A 14,827-nucleotide genomic window follows, 5' to 3' on the forward strand; every position below is an offset into this window, starting at 1 on the left:
GCGTCCTGTGGTTGGTTCAGGGGCTGATCAACCGGGACTCCGGGTGCGGGTCACTACGCTGGGGCCGCGGACGGATCGGAGGAGAGGAACGGCGATGGGCCAGTGGGCACGGCAGGTCGGCACGGTTCGGGTGATCGGCACCGGGGTGATGGGCCGCGGCATCGCCCAGCTCGCCGCGGCGGCGGGGCTGACCGTCGAACTCGCCGACGCGCGCGCGGAGGCGGTCGCGGCCGCGGTCGACCACGTCGGGCAGATGTTCGGCAAGCTGGCGGCCAAGGGCCGGATGACCGCCGAGCAGGCCGAGGCCGCGACCGCCCGGCTGCGCCCGGTCGGTGACCCGCTCGCCCCGGCCGAGAACTGCGACCTGGTCGTCGAGGCGGTCCGCGAGGACCTGGAGACCAAGCGCGAGCTGTTCGCCGCGCTGGAGAAGGTCTGCCCGGAGCGCACCGTGCTCGCGACCAACACCAGTTCGCTGTCGGTGACCGCGATCGCCGCCGCGCTGGAGGACCCGTCCCGGTTCGCCGGGCTGCACTTCTTCAACCCGGTCCCGCTGATGCGGCTGGTGGAGGTCATCCCCGGCGCCCGCAGTCGGCCCGCCCTGACCGGCGACCTGGTGGACCTCGTGCGCCGGTTCGGCCACGAGCCGGTCATCGCCGCCGACACCCCGGGGTTCCTGGTCAACCACGCAGGCCGCGGGCTGGTCACCGAAGCCCTGCAGATCATGGCCGAATCCGGCGTCGCTCCGTCCGATGTGGACAGGATCGGCCGGGACGTCCTGGGGCTGCGGATGGGTCCGTTCGAACTGCTCGACCTGACCGGTCTCGACGTTTCCCACCCGGTGCTGGAAAGCGTGTGGTCGGGCTTCTACGGCGATCCCCGCCTGCGGCCGTCCGGCATCACCCGCTCCCGGCTGGAGGCCGGGCTGCTCGGGCGGAAGACGGGGGAGGGCTTCTACCGCTACGTCGACGGCGTGAAGCAGGAAGCTCCGGAGGCTCCGGTGCCGGACGCGCCGCTGTTGCCGGTCTGGGTCGACGATTCCGAGCCGGAGAGCCGCGAGCGCCTGATCGCCCTGCTGGCCGACGCGGGTGTGGAGATCGCCGAGAAGCCGTCCGACGACACGATCGCCTTCGTCGCCTCCTGCGGCCGCAGTGCCGCGCGCACGGCGCTGGGCAACGGACTGCGGCCGGAGCGGACCTTCGGCGTCGAGCCGCTGAACGACTTCGGCAACCGCATGGTCATGGCTGTCCACATCGGAGCGGACCGCGAGCTGGCGGACTCGGCGCATGCCGTGCTGGCCGCGACCGGACTGCCGGTGACCGTGGTCGCCGACGCACCCGCCACGATCGCGCAGCGGCTGCTGGCCTCGATCGTCAACACCGCCTGCGGCATCGCCGAGCAGCGCATCGGCGTTCCGGCCGACATCGACACCGCCGTGCGGCTCGCGCTCGGCTACCCGCGCGGTCCGCTGGAGTGGGGCGAACACGTCGGCGCGGAGCGGATTCTTCGGATCCTGCGGAGCATGCAGGCCGAGACCGGCGACCCCCGGTACCGCCCGAGCCGGTGGCTGACCGAGCGCGTTGAGCTGGGCATCCCGCTGACGGAAACCGGAACCGCTCCCTGAGCCCCTCTTTCACCTGAACCAGCGGGAACGCGGCCGTTCGGCGGTAGCCGTACGGCCGTTTTCCCGCTGTGCCAACGGATTTCTTGACGTCCACTCGGCTTGCCGCTTACGGTCCGCAATCGGAAAGTTACTTTCCTAATTGTTTCCTTCCGCCGCCGTGGCAAGGAGAACGCTGATGAGATGGCAGAATCCGGTTCGCGCGGTGGCACTGGCCGCGGTGCTGGGAACGGCGGGCACGGCGGGTTACGCCGCGCCCGCCCCGCAGCCGGCGGCGGAGACGCCGTTGGCGGCCAACGGCAAGGTTTCGGTCTGCGGCAACACGTTGTGCAACGACAGCGGTGAGCCGGTGCAGCTGCGCGGCATGAGCACGCACGGCCTGCAGTGGTACAGCCAGTGCGTCAACGACGAGTCGCTCGACGCGCTCGCGCAGGACTGGCGGGCCGACGTGCTGCGGATCTCCATGTACGTGCAGGAAGGCGGCTACGAGGAGGACCCGGAGCGGTTCACCGCGCTGGTCAACCAGTACGTCGAGGCCGCGACGCAGCGCGGCATGTACGCGATCATCGACTGGCACATGCTGGACCCGGGCGACCCGAACTTCAACCTGGAGCGGGCCAGGACGTTCTTCGCCGAGGTCGCCAGGACGCACCGGGACAAGACCAACGTCCTCTACGAGATCGCCAACGAGCCCAGCGGCGTGGAGTGGCCGGAGATCAAGGGCTACGCCGAGGAGGTCATCCCGGTGATCCGGGAGCAGGACCCGGACTCGGTGGTGCTGGTCGGCACCCGCGCCTGGTCGTCGCTCGGCGTGTCCGAGGGCGGCAGCGAGCAGGAGGTCGTCGACAACCCGGTCAACGCCGACAACATCATGTACACGTTCCACTTCTACGCCGCCTCGCACGGCGAGGAGTACCTGAACACGTTGTCGCGCGCGGCGGACAAGCTTCCGATGTTCGTCACCGAGTTCGGCACCCAGGAAGCCTCCGGCGACGGCGGTGACGACTTCGGCAGCGCCCAGCGCTACCTCGACCTGATGGCCGAGAAGAACATCAGCTGGACCAACTGGAACTACTCCGACGACTCCCGGTCCGGCGCGGTGTTCAAGGAGGGCACCTGCGACAGCGGTCCGTACACCGGCACCGAACCGCTCAAGCCCGCGGGTGCGTGGGTTCGCGAGCGGGTGCAGTGATGCGGCGGAGAGCGTCGACGCTGCTCGGATCGCTGGTCGCGGTCGCCGTGCTCGTGGCGGCCGGCGCGCCCGCACCGCGGTGGGAAGCCGATCCGGGACGGGGAACCGAGGTGTTCGAGGGGATCGAGACCAAGCCGGGCAACGTTGAGGTGATCGCGGATCCGAAGGGGCAGCACGGTGACGTCTACCGGCTGGACACCTCGGGCGAGCCGGAGGGGTCCGAGCGGGTCCGGGTCGAGACCAGGGGGCACCTGACCCCGGACGGCAGGCCGCTCCGGTTCACCGAGGGCGGCACCTACTACGTCGGCTGGCGGTCGATGTGGGGACCGCTGCCGACCGCGGAAGGCGAGTGGGTCGCGCTGTGGCAGCTCAAGGACTACGGATCGGGCGCGGCGACCCCGCCGCTGTCGATCCGGGCCCGGGGCGACCAGCTCGACCTGGAGTACGCCGATCCCGGCATGAAGACGACCCGGCTGTGGCAGGCGGACCTGCCGCTGGAGCAGTGGAACAGCTTCGTCGTCGGGATCGGGGTCTCCAGCGACCCGGCGCGGGGCTGGGTGCGTTTCTGGGTCAACGGCGAGGAACAGGAGCTCGGCGGCAGGCCGGGGCAGTACCCGGCCGCGACCCTGCGCGCGGACTTCGTGACCGACAAGTGGGGCGTCTACCGCTCGGACGGCATCACCGGCCCCGCCACGGCGTACCTTGCCGACGCCAGGGTCGGGACGTCGTACGAGGACGTCGCACCGTGATCGGGGCGGCGCGTCCCGTGGGGCGCGCCGCATCCGTGCTGCGGCACGTGTTCCAAGACAGGAGACCGGGGAGCTTCAGGTTCTTGAAGCGGAGCCGGCCGCTTGGTCCACGCCTGTAGCTGGCACAGCTGCGGGTTCTGGCTCTGCCCCGGCCAGTCGGATCTCCAGGCGAGGCCAGTCCTTTCGCTCATGTTGGACTCCGAAACGGCAGAATCGCTGGTCTCGCGACAAGACCGCGTCCGAGATTCCGCTACCTGCACCGCCGTGCATTCCTGGGGCCAGGCGGGCATTTACACCTTCATGGCCAGATCGCTGCCCGAGGAGCACCGCCTGCCCGGCAACGCTGTGCTGTCGACGATCGGTGCTGCCACCACGGTCATCGGGCCCGTGCTGGCGGCACCGATCATCGCCTGGAGCGGCGCGGCGACCGTGATCGCTTTGGACGCCGCGACTTTCGCCGTGCTGGCAGGCACTTTCCTGATCGGCGTAGCCCCGGTCCCGCCTCCGCCACCCGCCGAACAGCGCGGCTCGGGCTTCGCAGTCGTGCGGCGCACGCCCGCTCTGCTCGGGCTGCTGAGCCTGACCTTCTGCTTCTTCTTCCTCTTTGGTCCGGTGTACGTGGCGTTGCCGCTGCACGTGTCCGAGGAACCAGGAGGTTCGCCGGAACTGCTCGCCGCCTTCTACACCGCGTTCGGAGCCGGATCGGTCGCCGGAGGCGCGCTGGCCGGTCACCTGCGCGCGCTTCCGCTGTGGCCGACCACGGTCGGCATCGTCGGCGCCTTCGGCGTCGCCATGCTGCCGCTGGGCATGGACGTGCCGCAGGCGGTCGCGCTCGGCGGGTTCGCCCTGGCCGGACTCCTCTGGCCGCCCTACGCGTCGTTGTCGACGACGCTGGTCCAGAACTCGGCGGCACCGGCGATGCTCGCCGAGGTGCTGGCCGCCAGCTCGTCGGTGCGGGTGCTGTCGGTCCCGCTCGGAACCGCGCTGGCCGGACCGGCGATCGCCCTCCTCGGCGCGAGCGGCACGCTCCGGGCCGCTGCGATCGGAATCTTGGTGCTGGCCGCGGTCGCGGTCGTGGTGCGGCGCTGACCGCCAGCCGTCACTCCTTGCAGTCCCCGTTGGCCGACCGCAGCGTGCGCATGGCCGTGGCCAGCTCGCCGGACCGCTCGACGCCCAGGACGTCCAGCACCCGCTCGCGCAGGATCACCGCGACGGCGGCGCGGGCCTGCTCGGCGATGTGGCGGCCGTGGTCGGTGAGCGCGGCGTAGGTGACGCGGCGGTCGGTGTCGCAGGGCTCGCGGCGGATCAGGTCGGCCGCGGCGAGCCGGTCGGCGACCTTGGTGAACCCGCCGCTGCTGAGCGCGGCCTCGCGGGCGAGGCGGGTCATGGGCAGCCGGCAGTCGGGGGAGCGGACCAGCCGCAGCAGGATGTCGAACGACGCCGGGGCCAGCTTGAACCGGTCCGACAGCTCGGCGTCGACCTTGGCCTGGGTCACGTGGTAGCCCTCGATGACCAGGCCCCACCACGTGATGATCTCGTCATCGTCGGTGCGCGGATCCACGCCCGTTCCGGGACGAGCCGTGCTGTCGCTGGTCACCGTGTGCTCCTTCCGCCGTGATCGGGTCGTCGCCGAGTGTAGCGCAGCTCGCTTTGCGAGGAAAAGGCTTGCATGGAAGATATTCGCGGATTAGCGTCTTCGGCGTAAGTCAGTTCTGGCGCCGGGAGCGCTCGGCGTGGTGAGGTTTGAGGAGTCAGGTTCCATGAGCGTGAAGCTGAGCGTCATCTACTACTCGGCGACCGGCACGATCTCCGAGATCGCCAACACCCTGGCCGTCGAGGCCGAGGCGGCGGGCGCGCAGGTGCGGCTGCGGAAGGTGGCCGAGCTGGCGCCCGCGTCGGCGATCGACGCCAACCCGGCCTGGCGCGCCCACGCCGACGCGACCGCCGCGGTGCCCGAGGCCACCGCCGATGACGTGACCTGGGCCGACGCGGTGATCTTCGGATCGCCCACCCGGTTCGGCAACATCGCCTCCCAGCTCAAGCAGTTCATCGACACCCTGGGCGGCCAGTGGGCGCAGGGCGCGCTGGCCGACAAGGTCTACAGCGGGTTCACCTCGTCCGCCTCGCAGCACGGCGGCCAGGAGTCCACGCTGCTGGCGATGTACAACATGATCCACCACTTCGGCGGGATCCTGGTGGCTCCCGGCTACACCGACAGCGCCAAGTTCGCCGACGGCAACCCCTACGGCACCTCGCACGTCGACGGCCAGGGCCAGATCAAGGTGGGCGAGACCACCCGCAACGCCGCCGCGGTGCAGGCCCGTCGCGTCGTCAAGGTCGCCGAGGCCCTCACCGCCTGACGATCGCGAGCGCGGAGGGGTGGGCCCGGGCCGCCCCTCCGCGTCGTCAGTTCCGGCGGAGGCGGACGATGGCGCTGACCACGAGGTCGTTGCCGACCAGCCACCGGCCGTGGAAACCGGTCAACGGCTCGCCCTCCGCCGAGTGCCCGGTCTTGAGCAGCCGCGCGGTGAACTCCCCGGAACCGGCGTCGAAGCTCAGCTCCGCGTCGTCGAAGCCCAGCCACTCGCCGGTCAGCGGGAACCACGCCTTGTAGACGGATTCCTTGCAGCTGAACAGGATCCGGTCCCAGTGCGTGTCCGGGTCCGTTGTGGACAGATCGTGCAGCTGGGCGCGCTCGGCAGGCCGGGACACGACGTCGAGGACTCCGTCGGGCAGCGGCCCGTGCGGTTCGGCGTCGATGCCCACGGTGAGCACCTTGCCTGCCTGGCCCACGACCGCGGCGCGGTAACCGGCGCAGTGGGTCATGCTGCCGACCACGCCGTCCGGCCACTTCGGCGCTCCGCGTTCACCGGGCAGCAGCGGTGCGGGTGCGACGCCGAGGCCCGCCATCGCGCGGCGGGCGCAGTGCCGTGCGGTGGTGAACTCCCTGCGGCGCTTGTCGACCGCGCGCGCGATCACCGCTTCCTCCTCCGGGAACAGCGTCGCGTCGGCCGGGTCGTCGAACGCCTCGGCCCAGCTCGGCCCGTCGGGCAGCAGCTCCTCGATCATCCTGTGTCCGCTCGTCTCGTCGCTGCGCACCATGCTAGCCGGAGCCGGTCCCGCACTCGCCCGGTTCCGGTCCGGCCGCGGGGGTGGGTTAAGGTCACCCGGTTCTTTGACGGGTTGAATCCAGCGGCCGGAGGTTCTGCGGAACACCAGGCAGCCGAAAAACCAGGTGACAGAACACCAGGTGACGGCCGCACGAGCGAGAGGACGCCAGTGGCCACGGTGCCAGGCGAGTCCGGTCGCGCCGTGTCGCGCCCCGGCCTGATCCGGTTTCTGAGCAAGCACGCCCACGTGGTGATCGCCCTGGCGGTGCCCGGGGTGCTGCTGTCGTTCGCGGTGATGCTGCTCCTGCGCCGCGCGGGTCTGGACGCAGGGTCCGGGATCGATTACCAGGTGTACCGGTGGGCGGTGCACACCTGGCTCTCCGGCGGCGACATCATGCACACCGCGCCGACCACCAGCACCGGACGGGTGCTGCCCTGGGTCTATCCGCCGTTCGCACTGCTTCCCCTGCTGCCGTTCGCACTGCTGCCGCACGTCGCCGGGCTGCTTGCGCTCTACGCCGTCGATCTGCTCGCGATCGGCGCGGTGCTGTACCTGGTGGTGCGGCACCTGTGGCCGGAACTGGACCGGCGCGGCGGAATCGCGGCCGCTGCCGGACTGCTGCCGGCGGCGCTGTTCCTGGAACCGGTCTACGCGTCCTTCGGGCTCGGCCAGATCAACATCGTGCTGATGGGCCTGGCCGCCGTTGACTGCCTGGCCCGCAACCCGCGCTGGCCGCGCGGCCTGCTGGTCGGCATTGCGGCGGCGATCAAGCTGACGCCGGCCGCGTTCCTGCTCTTCTTCGTGGTCCGCAAGGACTTCCGGGCCGCGGTCACTGCGGTGGTGACTGCGGCGGCGTGCACCGCCGTCGGTTTCCTGCTCGACCGGCGGGCGGCGGTGGAGTACTGGTTCGGCAGCGGACCTGCCAACGGCGTAAGCGGATCCGCCTTCCACACCAACCAATCGATCATTGGCGGCCTGGCCAGGATGGAAATCCCGCACGGCTTGCGGACCGCGCTGTGGGTCGCGCTGTGCCTGGCGGTCGCGGCGCTTGCGGCGTACGCGATGGCGAGGGTCGAGGTGCCGCTGGCGGTGGTGGCCAACGGGCTGCTCGCTCTGCTGGCATCGCCCACGTCCTGGTCGGACCACTGGGTGTGGTGCGTTCCGGCGCTGCTGGTGATGTTCGGCTGCGCGTGGCGGCTGCGCAGCGCGGGCTGGCTCGCGACCGGGCTTGCGACCACGGCGACCGTGCTGCTGGCGTCGTTCAGGTGGGTGCCGAACGGGGTCACCTGGACGCCGGTGCAGCACGTCGTCGGCAACCCGTACCTGTTGCTGGGACTGGTGCTGCTGGTGTTGCTCGCGCGCTACGCGCGGGTTTCCCGCGCTGGGGAAGCGGATCCGGACGAGCCGCCGGTGGCGCTCGCGGCGGGGTCGCGCTGAGTCTTCCGGCGCTGAATCCTCGCGCGCCGAATCCTCGGGCGCCGAATCCTCCAGGGCCGAAGCCATGGGCGCCGAATCCTCCAGGGCCGAAGCCATGGGCGCCGAATCCTCCGGGGCTGAAGCGACGGGTGCCGAAGCGACGGCGCTGAACCGGTACGGTAACGGGTCAACTGTGGACGGTTACGGTCCGCTGTCCGTTGCCGGTGCGCGGTTTGCGGCCCCGGTGCGTTCCGCTGCCGGACGATCGCCCTGGGCCGCAAGGGGATCGTGAACAACGCCACGGCCGGGCGGGCACGAGTCGCGTGTGGACGGCCATGTCCCGGGTGTTTGCCGAGGTCACCGGGTTTGGTCCGACATTACTCCCATTGAGTGGGATTGTTCACGTCGGCTTAACTCGTGTTACTTAACGGTAGCTTTCCGGTGGCTCGGTATGTAGAGTGCCTCAAACTGACCAAGAGTGCAACGGCGCATCCTTTTGTCAGTGCCCGAAAGGTTCTTGCGGGCACGCGTCGAGTGACTCTGCCCTCGCGCGGCCCGCGGCCTGGCGACGGGAGGTCCGATGCCTAATTCCCACCATGTGAGAGCGGTGCAGCGTAGCGCCGAGACCCGGGGTCTCTACGACCCCGCCAACGACCGGGACGCCTGCGGCGTCGCGTTCGTAGCCGACCTGCGCGGACGGCGAAGCCATGACCTGGTCGGCAAAGCGCTGACCGCGCTGCGGAACCTGGAGCACCGGGGCGCCAAGGGCGCCGATCCCGACACCGGCGACGGGGTCGGCCTGCTGACCCAGATCCCGGACGGGTTCTTCCGCTCAGCGGTGCCGTTCGAGCTGCCCGAACGCGGTGGGTACGCGGTCGGTACCGCGTTCCTGCCCGCCGACGAGCAGGCGGCCGAACAGGCCGTCGCGGTGATCGAGCGGATCGTGGCCGAGGAGGGCCTGCGGGTCCTCGGCTGGCGCGAGGTGCCGACCGACCCGTCCAGCGCGGGCTGGGCGGCGCGCGAGGTCATGCCCGGTTTCCGGCAGCTGTTCCTCGGGCACGGCGCCGACGCCGCGCACGACGAGACGGCGCTGCAGTTCGAGCGGCGCGCGTTCTGCGTGCGCAAGCGCGCCGAGCACGAGGCCGACGTGTACTTCCCGAGCCTGTCGGCCCGCACCATCGTGTACAAGGGGATGCTGACCGAGGCGCAGCTGCCGCTGTTCTTCCCCGACCTGACCGACGAGCGCTACACCAGCGCGATCGGCCTGGTCCACTCGCGGTTCTCGACGAACACGTTCCCGTCGTGGCCGCTGGCGCACCCGTACCGGTTCATCGCGCACAACGGTGAGATCAACACCATGCGCGGCAACCGGAACTGGATGCGCACCCGCGAGAGCATGCTGGCCACCGACCTGATTCCCGGTGACCTGCAACGGCTTTTCCCGATCGCGACGCCGGACGCCAGCGACTCGGCGACCTTCGACGAGGTGCTGGAGCTGCTCCACCTGGGCGGCCGGTCGCTGCCCCACGCGGTCCTGATGATGATCCCCGAGGCGTGGGAGAACCACGCCGAGATGGACCCGGCCCGCCGGGCGTTCTACGAGTTCCACAACTACCTGATGGAGCCCTGGGACGGTCCCGCGCTGGTGGCCTTCACCGACGGCACCCAGATCGGCGCGGTGCTCGACCGCAACGGTCTGCGGCCGGGTCGTTACTGGGTGACCGACGACGGGCTGGTCGTGCTGGCCAGCGAGGTCGGCGTGCTCGACGTGGAGCCGCAGCGGATCGTGCGCAAGGGTCGGCTGCAGCCGGGGCGGATGTTCCTGGTCGACACCGAGGCCGGGCGCATCGTCGACGACGAGGAGATCAAGAGCGGGCTCGCCGCGGAGTTCCCCTACCAGGAGTGGCTCGACGACGGCGTCGTGCACCTGGAGGACCTGCCCGACCGCGAGCGCGAACTCCCGTCGCACGCCTCGCTGGTGCACCGGCAGCAGGTCTTCGGCTACACCCAGGAAGAACTGGGCGTGCTGCTCAAGCCGATGGCCACCACCGGCGCCGAGCCGATCGGCTCGATGGGCAACGACGTGCCGTTCGCGGCGTTCTCGCCGCGCCCCCGGCAGCTGTTCGACTACTTCACCCAGCTGTTCGCGCAGGTCACCAACCCGCCGCTGGACGCGATCCGCGAGGAGCTGGTCACCTCGCTGAGCACCCACGTCGGGCCGGAGCACAACCTGCTCGACCACGACCCGGACGCGTGCCGCCAGCTGGTGCTGCCGTTCCCGGTGCTGGACAACGACCAGCTCGCCAAGATCGTGCACATCAACGACGACGGCGACCGCCCCGGCCTCAAGCCTGCGACGATCCGGATGACCTACGACGTCGCGGGCGGCGGGCAGGCGCTGCGCGCCCGGCTGGACGAGATCTGCGACGAGGTCTCGGCGGCCGTCGTCGACGGCGCGCACGTGCTGGTGCTCTCGGACCGCTCGGCCGACGCCGAGCACGCGCCGATCCCGTCGCTGCTGCTGACCGGGGCCGTGCACCACCACCTGGTGCGCGAGAAGAAGCGCACCCGGGTCGGGCTGGTCGTCGAGGCCGGCGACGTCCGCGAAGTCCACCATGTCGCTCTGCTCATCGGTTACGGCGCCGCCGCCGTTAACCCGTACGTGGCGATGGCCACCGTCGAGGACCAGGTCCGGACCGGAGTCATCAAGGACGTCGACGCCGCGCAGGCCACTGCGAACCTCATCAAGGCCCTGGGCAAGGGCGTGCGCAAGACCATGTCGAAGATCGGTGTGTCCACTGTGTCCTCCTACACGGGCGCGCAGATCTTCGAGGCGATCGGGCTCGGCGGGGAAGTGGTCGAGAAGTGCTTCACCGGCACCACTTCCCGGCTCGGCGGCGTCGGATTCGACGTGCTGGCGGGCGAGATCGCCGAGCGGCACCGCAAGGCGTACCCGGTCGACGGGGTGCGGGCGCCGCACCGAACGCTCAACGTCGGTGGGGAGTACCAGTGGCGGCGCGAGGGCGATCCGCACCTGTTCAACCCGAAGACGGTGTTCAAGCTCCAGCACTCCACGCGCAGCGGGCGCTACGAGGTCTTCAAGGAGTACACCAAGGCCGTCGACGACCAGTCGAAGGACCTGATGACCCTGCGCGGGCTCTTCCAGTTCCGCGAGGGGCTGCGCAAGCCGGTGCCGATCGAGGAGGTCGAGCCGGTCTCCGAGATCGTCAAGCGGTTCGCCACCGGCGCCATCTCCTACGGCTCGATCTCGCAGGAGATGCACGAGGTGCTGGCGATCGCGATGAACCGGCTGGGCGGCAAGTCCAACACCGGTGAGGGCGGTGAGGACGCCGACCGGTTCACCCCGGACGCCAACGGCGACTCGCGGCGCTCGGCGATCAAGCAGGTCGCCTCCGGCCGCTTCGGCGTCACCAGCGAGTACCTGGTCAACGCCGACGACATCCAGATCAAGATGGCGCAGGGCGCCAAGCCCGGCGAGGGCGGCCAGCTGCCCGGTCACAAGGTCTACCCGTGGGTGGCCAGGACGAGGCACTCGACGCCGGGCGTCGGGCTGATCTCGCCGCCGCCGCACCACGACATCTACTCGATCGAGGACCTGGCGCAGCTGATCCACGACCTGAAGAACGCCAACCCGCGGGCCCGCATCCACGTGAAGCTGGTCTCCGAGGTCGGTGTCGGCACGGTCGCGGCGGGTGTCAGCAAGGCGCACGCCGACGTGGTGCTGATCTCCGGTCACGACGGCGGAACGGGTGCGTCGCCGCTGTCGTCGATCAAGCACGCCGGTGGTCCCTGGGAGCTGGGGCTGGCCGAGACGCAGCAGACGCTGCTGGCCAACAAGCTGCGGGACCGGATCGTCGTGCAGACCGACGGCCAGCTCAAGACCGGCCGGGACGTGGTCATCGCGGCGCTTTTGGGCGCCGAGGAGTTCGGCTTCGCCACCGCGCCGCTGGTGGTCTCGGGCTGCATCATGATGCGGGTCTGCCACCTCGACACCTGCCCGGTCGGCGTGGCCACCCAGAACCCGCAGCTGCGCGCGAAGTTCGACGGCAAGGCCGAGTACGTCGTGAACTTCTTCGAGTTCGTGGCCCAGGAGGTGCGGGAGTACCTGGCGCAGCTCGGTTTCCGCTCCGTCGCCGAGGCCGTCGGGCACGCCGAGGTGATCGACACCGAGGCCGCGGTGCGGCACTGGAAGACCGAGGGCCTGGACCTCTCGCCGATCAGCCACGTTCCGGAGCTGGACAGGGGCGAGGCCCGCCACCAGACCACCTCGCAGGAGCACGGTCTGGAGAAGGCGCTGGACAACACCCTGATCCAGCTCTGCGAGGGCGCGCTCAAGGAGGGCTCGCCGGTGCGGCTGGACCTGCCGGTGCGCAACGTCAACCGGACCGTCGGCACCATGCTCGGGTCGGAGCTGACCCGGCGGTGGGGCGGCGAGGGCCTGCCGGACGACACGATCGACGTGACCTTCACCGGGTCCGCCGGTCAGTCCTTCGGCGCGTTCGTCCCGCGCGGCATCACGCTGCGGCTGCTCGGCGACGGCAACGACTACGTCGGCAAGGGCCTGTCCGGCGGCCGGATCGTGGTGCGCCCCGACCCGGACGCCAAGTTCACCGCCGAGGACAACGTCATCGCGGGCAACGTGCTGCTCTACGGCGCGACCAGCGGTGAGCTGTTCGTCCGCGGTGTGGTGGGCGAGCGGTTCTGCGTCCGCAACTCCGGCGCGATCGCGGTCGTCGAGGGCATCGGCGACCACGGCTGCGAGTACATGACCGGCGGCCGGGTGGTGGTCCTGGGCGGCACCGGGCGCAACTTCGCCGCGGGCATGTCCGGCGGCATCGCCTACGTGCTCGACCTCGACCCGCGGCGGGTCAACCCGGAGATGGTCGACATCGACCCGCTCGACGACGCCGACCGGGAGTTCCTGACCGACCGGCTGCGCAGGCACTTCGAGCAGACCGAGTCGCAGGTGGCCCGCGAGCTGCTGGACAGCTGGGACACCGCGGTCGAGCGCTTCGGCAAGGTGATGCCGAGGGACTTCAAGCGGGTGCTCGCCGCAAGCGCCGCCGCCGAGCGCGACGGCCGCGACGTCAACGAGGCGATCATGGAGGCCGCACATGGCTGACCCGAAGGGCTTTCTGACCACGCCGCGGGAGACGCCCCAGCGCCGTCCGGTCGACATCCGCATCCGCGACTGGCGCGAGGTCTACCTGGACTTCGAGCCGGGCAGGCTGCAGAAGCAGGCCGGCCGCTGCATGGACTGCGGGATCCCGTTCTGCCACCAGGGCTGTCCGCTGGGCAACCTGATCCCGGAGTGGAACGATCTGGTGTGGCGGGACGACTGGAGCGAGGCGATCGAGCGGCTGCACGCCACCAACAACTTCCCGGAGTTCACCGGGACGTTGTGCCCCGCCCCGTGCGAGGCGGCATGCGTGGTCGGCATCAACTCCGACCCGGTCAGCATCAAGCAGGTCGAGATCTCCATCGTCGACCGGGCCTGGGACGAGGGCCGGATCCAGCCGCAGCTGCCGGTGACCCGGACCGGGAAGAAGGTCGCGGTCATCGGTTCCGGTCCCGCCGGGCTGGCCGCGGCGCAGCAGCTGACCCGCGCGGGCCACGACGTGGTGGTCTTCGAGCGGGCCGACCGCATCGGCGGGCTGCTGCGCTACGGGATCCCCGAGTTCAAGATGGAGAAGATGCGGCTGGACCGCCGCCTGGGCCAGATGCGGGCCGAGGGCACCGAGTTCCGCACCGGGGTCAACGTCGGCATCGACCTCACCGTTGAGCAGCTGCGCTCGGAGTTCGACGCGGTGGTGCTGGCGGGCGGCTCGACGCAGGCGCGGGACCTGCCGATCACCGGCCGCGAGCTGGACGGGGTGCACCAGGCCATGGAGTACCTGCCGCTGGCCAACAAGGTGCAGGAGGGCGACCTCCAGCGGTCGCCGATCCACGCCGAGGGCAAGCACGTCGTGGTCATCGGCGGCGGTGACACCGGTGCCGACTGCGTCGGCACCGCGCACCGGCAGGGCGCGGCGTCGGTGACGCAGCTGGAGATCATGCCGACCCCGCCCTCGACCCGCAGCGAGTCCCAGCCGTGGCCGACCTACCCGATGATCTACCGGGTGTCCTCGGCGCACGAGGAGGGCGGCGAGCGGCTGTTCTCGGTCAACACCCAGGAGTTCCTGGGCGACGACCAGGGCCGGGTCCGGTCGCTGCGGCTGGTCGAGGTCCGCCGCGAGGACGGGAGGTTCGTGCCGGTGGAGGGCTCCGAGCGGGAGCTGCCGTGCGACCTGGCGCTGCTGGCGATGGGCTTCGTCGGCCCGGAGCGGGCGGGGCTGCTCGACGAGCTCGGCGTGGAGCTCGACGAGCGCGGCAACGTCGCCCGCGACGACGCCTTCATGACCACTGTGGACGGTGTGTTCACCGCGGGTGACATGGGACGCGGCCAGTCGCTGATCGTGTGGGCGATCGCCGAGGGCCGGTCGGCCGCCGCCGGGGTGGACCGCTACCTGTCGGGCCGGGACGTGCTGCCCGCCCCGATCGCACCGACGGACCGCCCGCTGGTGTGAGGCACGCGGGACCGGGGGTGGGGCGGATTCCGTCCCACCCCCGGTCTGCTTCGCGCCGATACCCGGGGTGTCGGGTTGATCACGGTCGGAACCGGCGGTCCCGATCTTGCGTTGGTACGAGCGGACGGACGACCCGTCACGCCTACACCGCAGG

General features: G+C 70.6%; 10 protein-coding genes. 8 read left to right on the forward strand and 2 right to left on the reverse strand.

Annotated elements, in window-relative coordinates; genetic code table 11:
• Window positions 1-94 precede the first annotated feature (94 nt).
• The 4 genes from ABD691_RS02080 to ABD691_RS02095 all read left to right on the forward strand — a co-directional run bounded on the left by ABD691_RS02080 (window position 95) and on the right by ABD691_RS02095 (window position 4,648).
• Window positions 95-1,621, forward strand: coding sequence for a 3-hydroxyacyl-CoA dehydrogenase (locus ABD691_RS02080; RefSeq protein WP_344677601.1), 1,527 nt, complete (start codon window positions 95-97; stop codon window positions 1,619-1,621).
• Between the two features lie 175 nt (window positions 1,622-1,796).
• A complete protein-coding gene (locus ABD691_RS02085) occupies window positions 1,797-2,810 on the forward strand; it encodes a glycoside hydrolase family 5 protein (RefSeq protein WP_344677602.1) in 1,014 nt (337 codons plus the stop codon).
• A complete protein-coding gene (locus ABD691_RS02090; protein WP_344677603.1) occupies window positions 2,810-3,559 on the forward strand; it encodes a heparin lyase I family protein in 750 nt (249 codons plus the stop codon). The genes ABD691_RS02085 and ABD691_RS02090 overlap by 1 nt, the downstream gene beginning before the upstream one ends.
• Window positions 3,560-3,823: 264 nt before the next feature.
• Window positions 3,824-4,648, forward strand: coding sequence for an MFS transporter (locus ABD691_RS02095; protein WP_344677604.1), 825 nt, complete (start codon window positions 3,824-3,826; stop codon window positions 4,646-4,648).
• Between the two features lie 10 nt (window positions 4,649-4,658).
• On the opposite strand, the gene ABD691_RS02100 is transcribed toward ABD691_RS02095, so the two are convergent.
• On the reverse strand, window positions 4,659-5,156 hold the full coding sequence (locus ABD691_RS02100) for a MarR family winged helix-turn-helix transcriptional regulator (protein WP_344677605.1): 498 nt from the start codon (window positions 5,154-5,156) through the stop codon (window positions 4,659-4,661).
• 163 nt (window positions 5,157-5,319) lie between these two features.
• Here ABD691_RS02100 and wrbA point away from each other — a divergent pair, with 163 nt between their 5' ends.
• Window positions 5,320-5,919 carry an NAD(P)H:quinone oxidoreductase gene (gene wrbA / locus ABD691_RS02105; protein WP_344677606.1) on the forward strand — a complete coding sequence of 200 codons (600 nt, stop codon included), beginning with the start codon at window positions 5,320-5,322 and terminating at the stop codon, window positions 5,917-5,919.
• A gap of 46 nt (window positions 5,920-5,965) precedes the next feature.
• On the opposite strand, the gene ABD691_RS02110 is transcribed toward wrbA, so the two are convergent.
• Window positions 5,966-6,628 carry a 4'-phosphopantetheinyl transferase family protein gene (locus ABD691_RS02110; RefSeq protein WP_344677607.1) on the reverse strand — a complete coding sequence of 221 codons (663 nt, stop codon included), beginning with the start codon at window positions 6,626-6,628 and terminating at the stop codon, window positions 5,966-5,968.
• Window positions 6,629-6,838: 210 nt separating this feature from the next.
• Between ABD691_RS02110 and ABD691_RS02115 the strand changes: the two genes are divergently transcribed.
• The 3 genes from ABD691_RS02115 to ABD691_RS02125 all read left to right on the forward strand — a co-directional run bounded on the left by ABD691_RS02115 (window position 6,839) and on the right by ABD691_RS02125 (window position 14,673).
• Window positions 6,839-8,107, forward strand: coding sequence for a glycosyltransferase family 87 protein (locus ABD691_RS02115; RefSeq protein WP_344677608.1), 1,269 nt, complete (start codon window positions 6,839-6,841; stop codon window positions 8,105-8,107).
• A 559-nt stretch (window positions 8,108-8,666) separates the two neighbouring features.
• Complete coding sequence (gene gltB, locus ABD691_RS02120) at window positions 8,667-13,229, forward strand: glutamate synthase large subunit (protein ID WP_344677609.1); 4,563 nt, start codon at window positions 8,667-8,669, stop codon at window positions 13,227-13,229.
• Window positions 13,222-14,673, forward strand: coding sequence for a glutamate synthase subunit beta (locus ABD691_RS02125; protein ID WP_344677611.1), 1,452 nt, complete (start codon window positions 13,222-13,224; stop codon window positions 14,671-14,673). The genes gltB and ABD691_RS02125 overlap by 8 nt, the downstream gene beginning before the upstream one ends.
• Window positions 14,674-14,827 lie beyond the last annotated feature (154 nt).

Origin of the sequence: Saccharopolyspora taberi (genome assembly GCF_039534165.1) — a bacterium.
GTDB lineage: Bacteria > Actinomycetota > Actinomycetes > Mycobacteriales > Pseudonocardiaceae > Saccharopolyspora_D > Saccharopolyspora_D taberi.

Coding starts and splice junctions, on each gene's coding strand:
- ABD691_RS02085 (WP_344677602.1), top strand. CDS start 1,797: ATGAGATGGCAGAATCCGGTTCGCGCGGTGGCACTGGCCGCGGTGCTG.
- ABD691_RS02110 (WP_344677607.1), bottom strand. CDS start 6,628: ATGATCGAGGAGCTGCTGCCCGACGGGCCGAGCTGGGCCGAGGCGTTC.
- ABD691_RS02090 (WP_344677603.1), top strand. CDS start 2,810: ATGCGGCGGAGAGCGTCGACGCTGCTCGGATCGCTGGTCGCGGTCGCC.
- wrbA (WP_344677606.1), top strand. CDS start 5,320: ATGAGCGTGAAGCTGAGCGTCATCTACTACTCGGCGACCGGCACGATC.
- gltB (WP_344677609.1), top strand. CDS start 8,667: ATGCCTAATTCCCACCATGTGAGAGCGGTGCAGCGTAGCGCCGAGACC.
- ABD691_RS02125 (WP_344677611.1), top strand. CDS start 13,222: ATGGCTGACCCGAAGGGCTTTCTGACCACGCCGCGGGAGACGCCCCAG.
- ABD691_RS02080 (WP_344677601.1), top strand. CDS start 95: ATGGGCCAGTGGGCACGGCAGGTCGGCACGGTTCGGGTGATCGGCACC.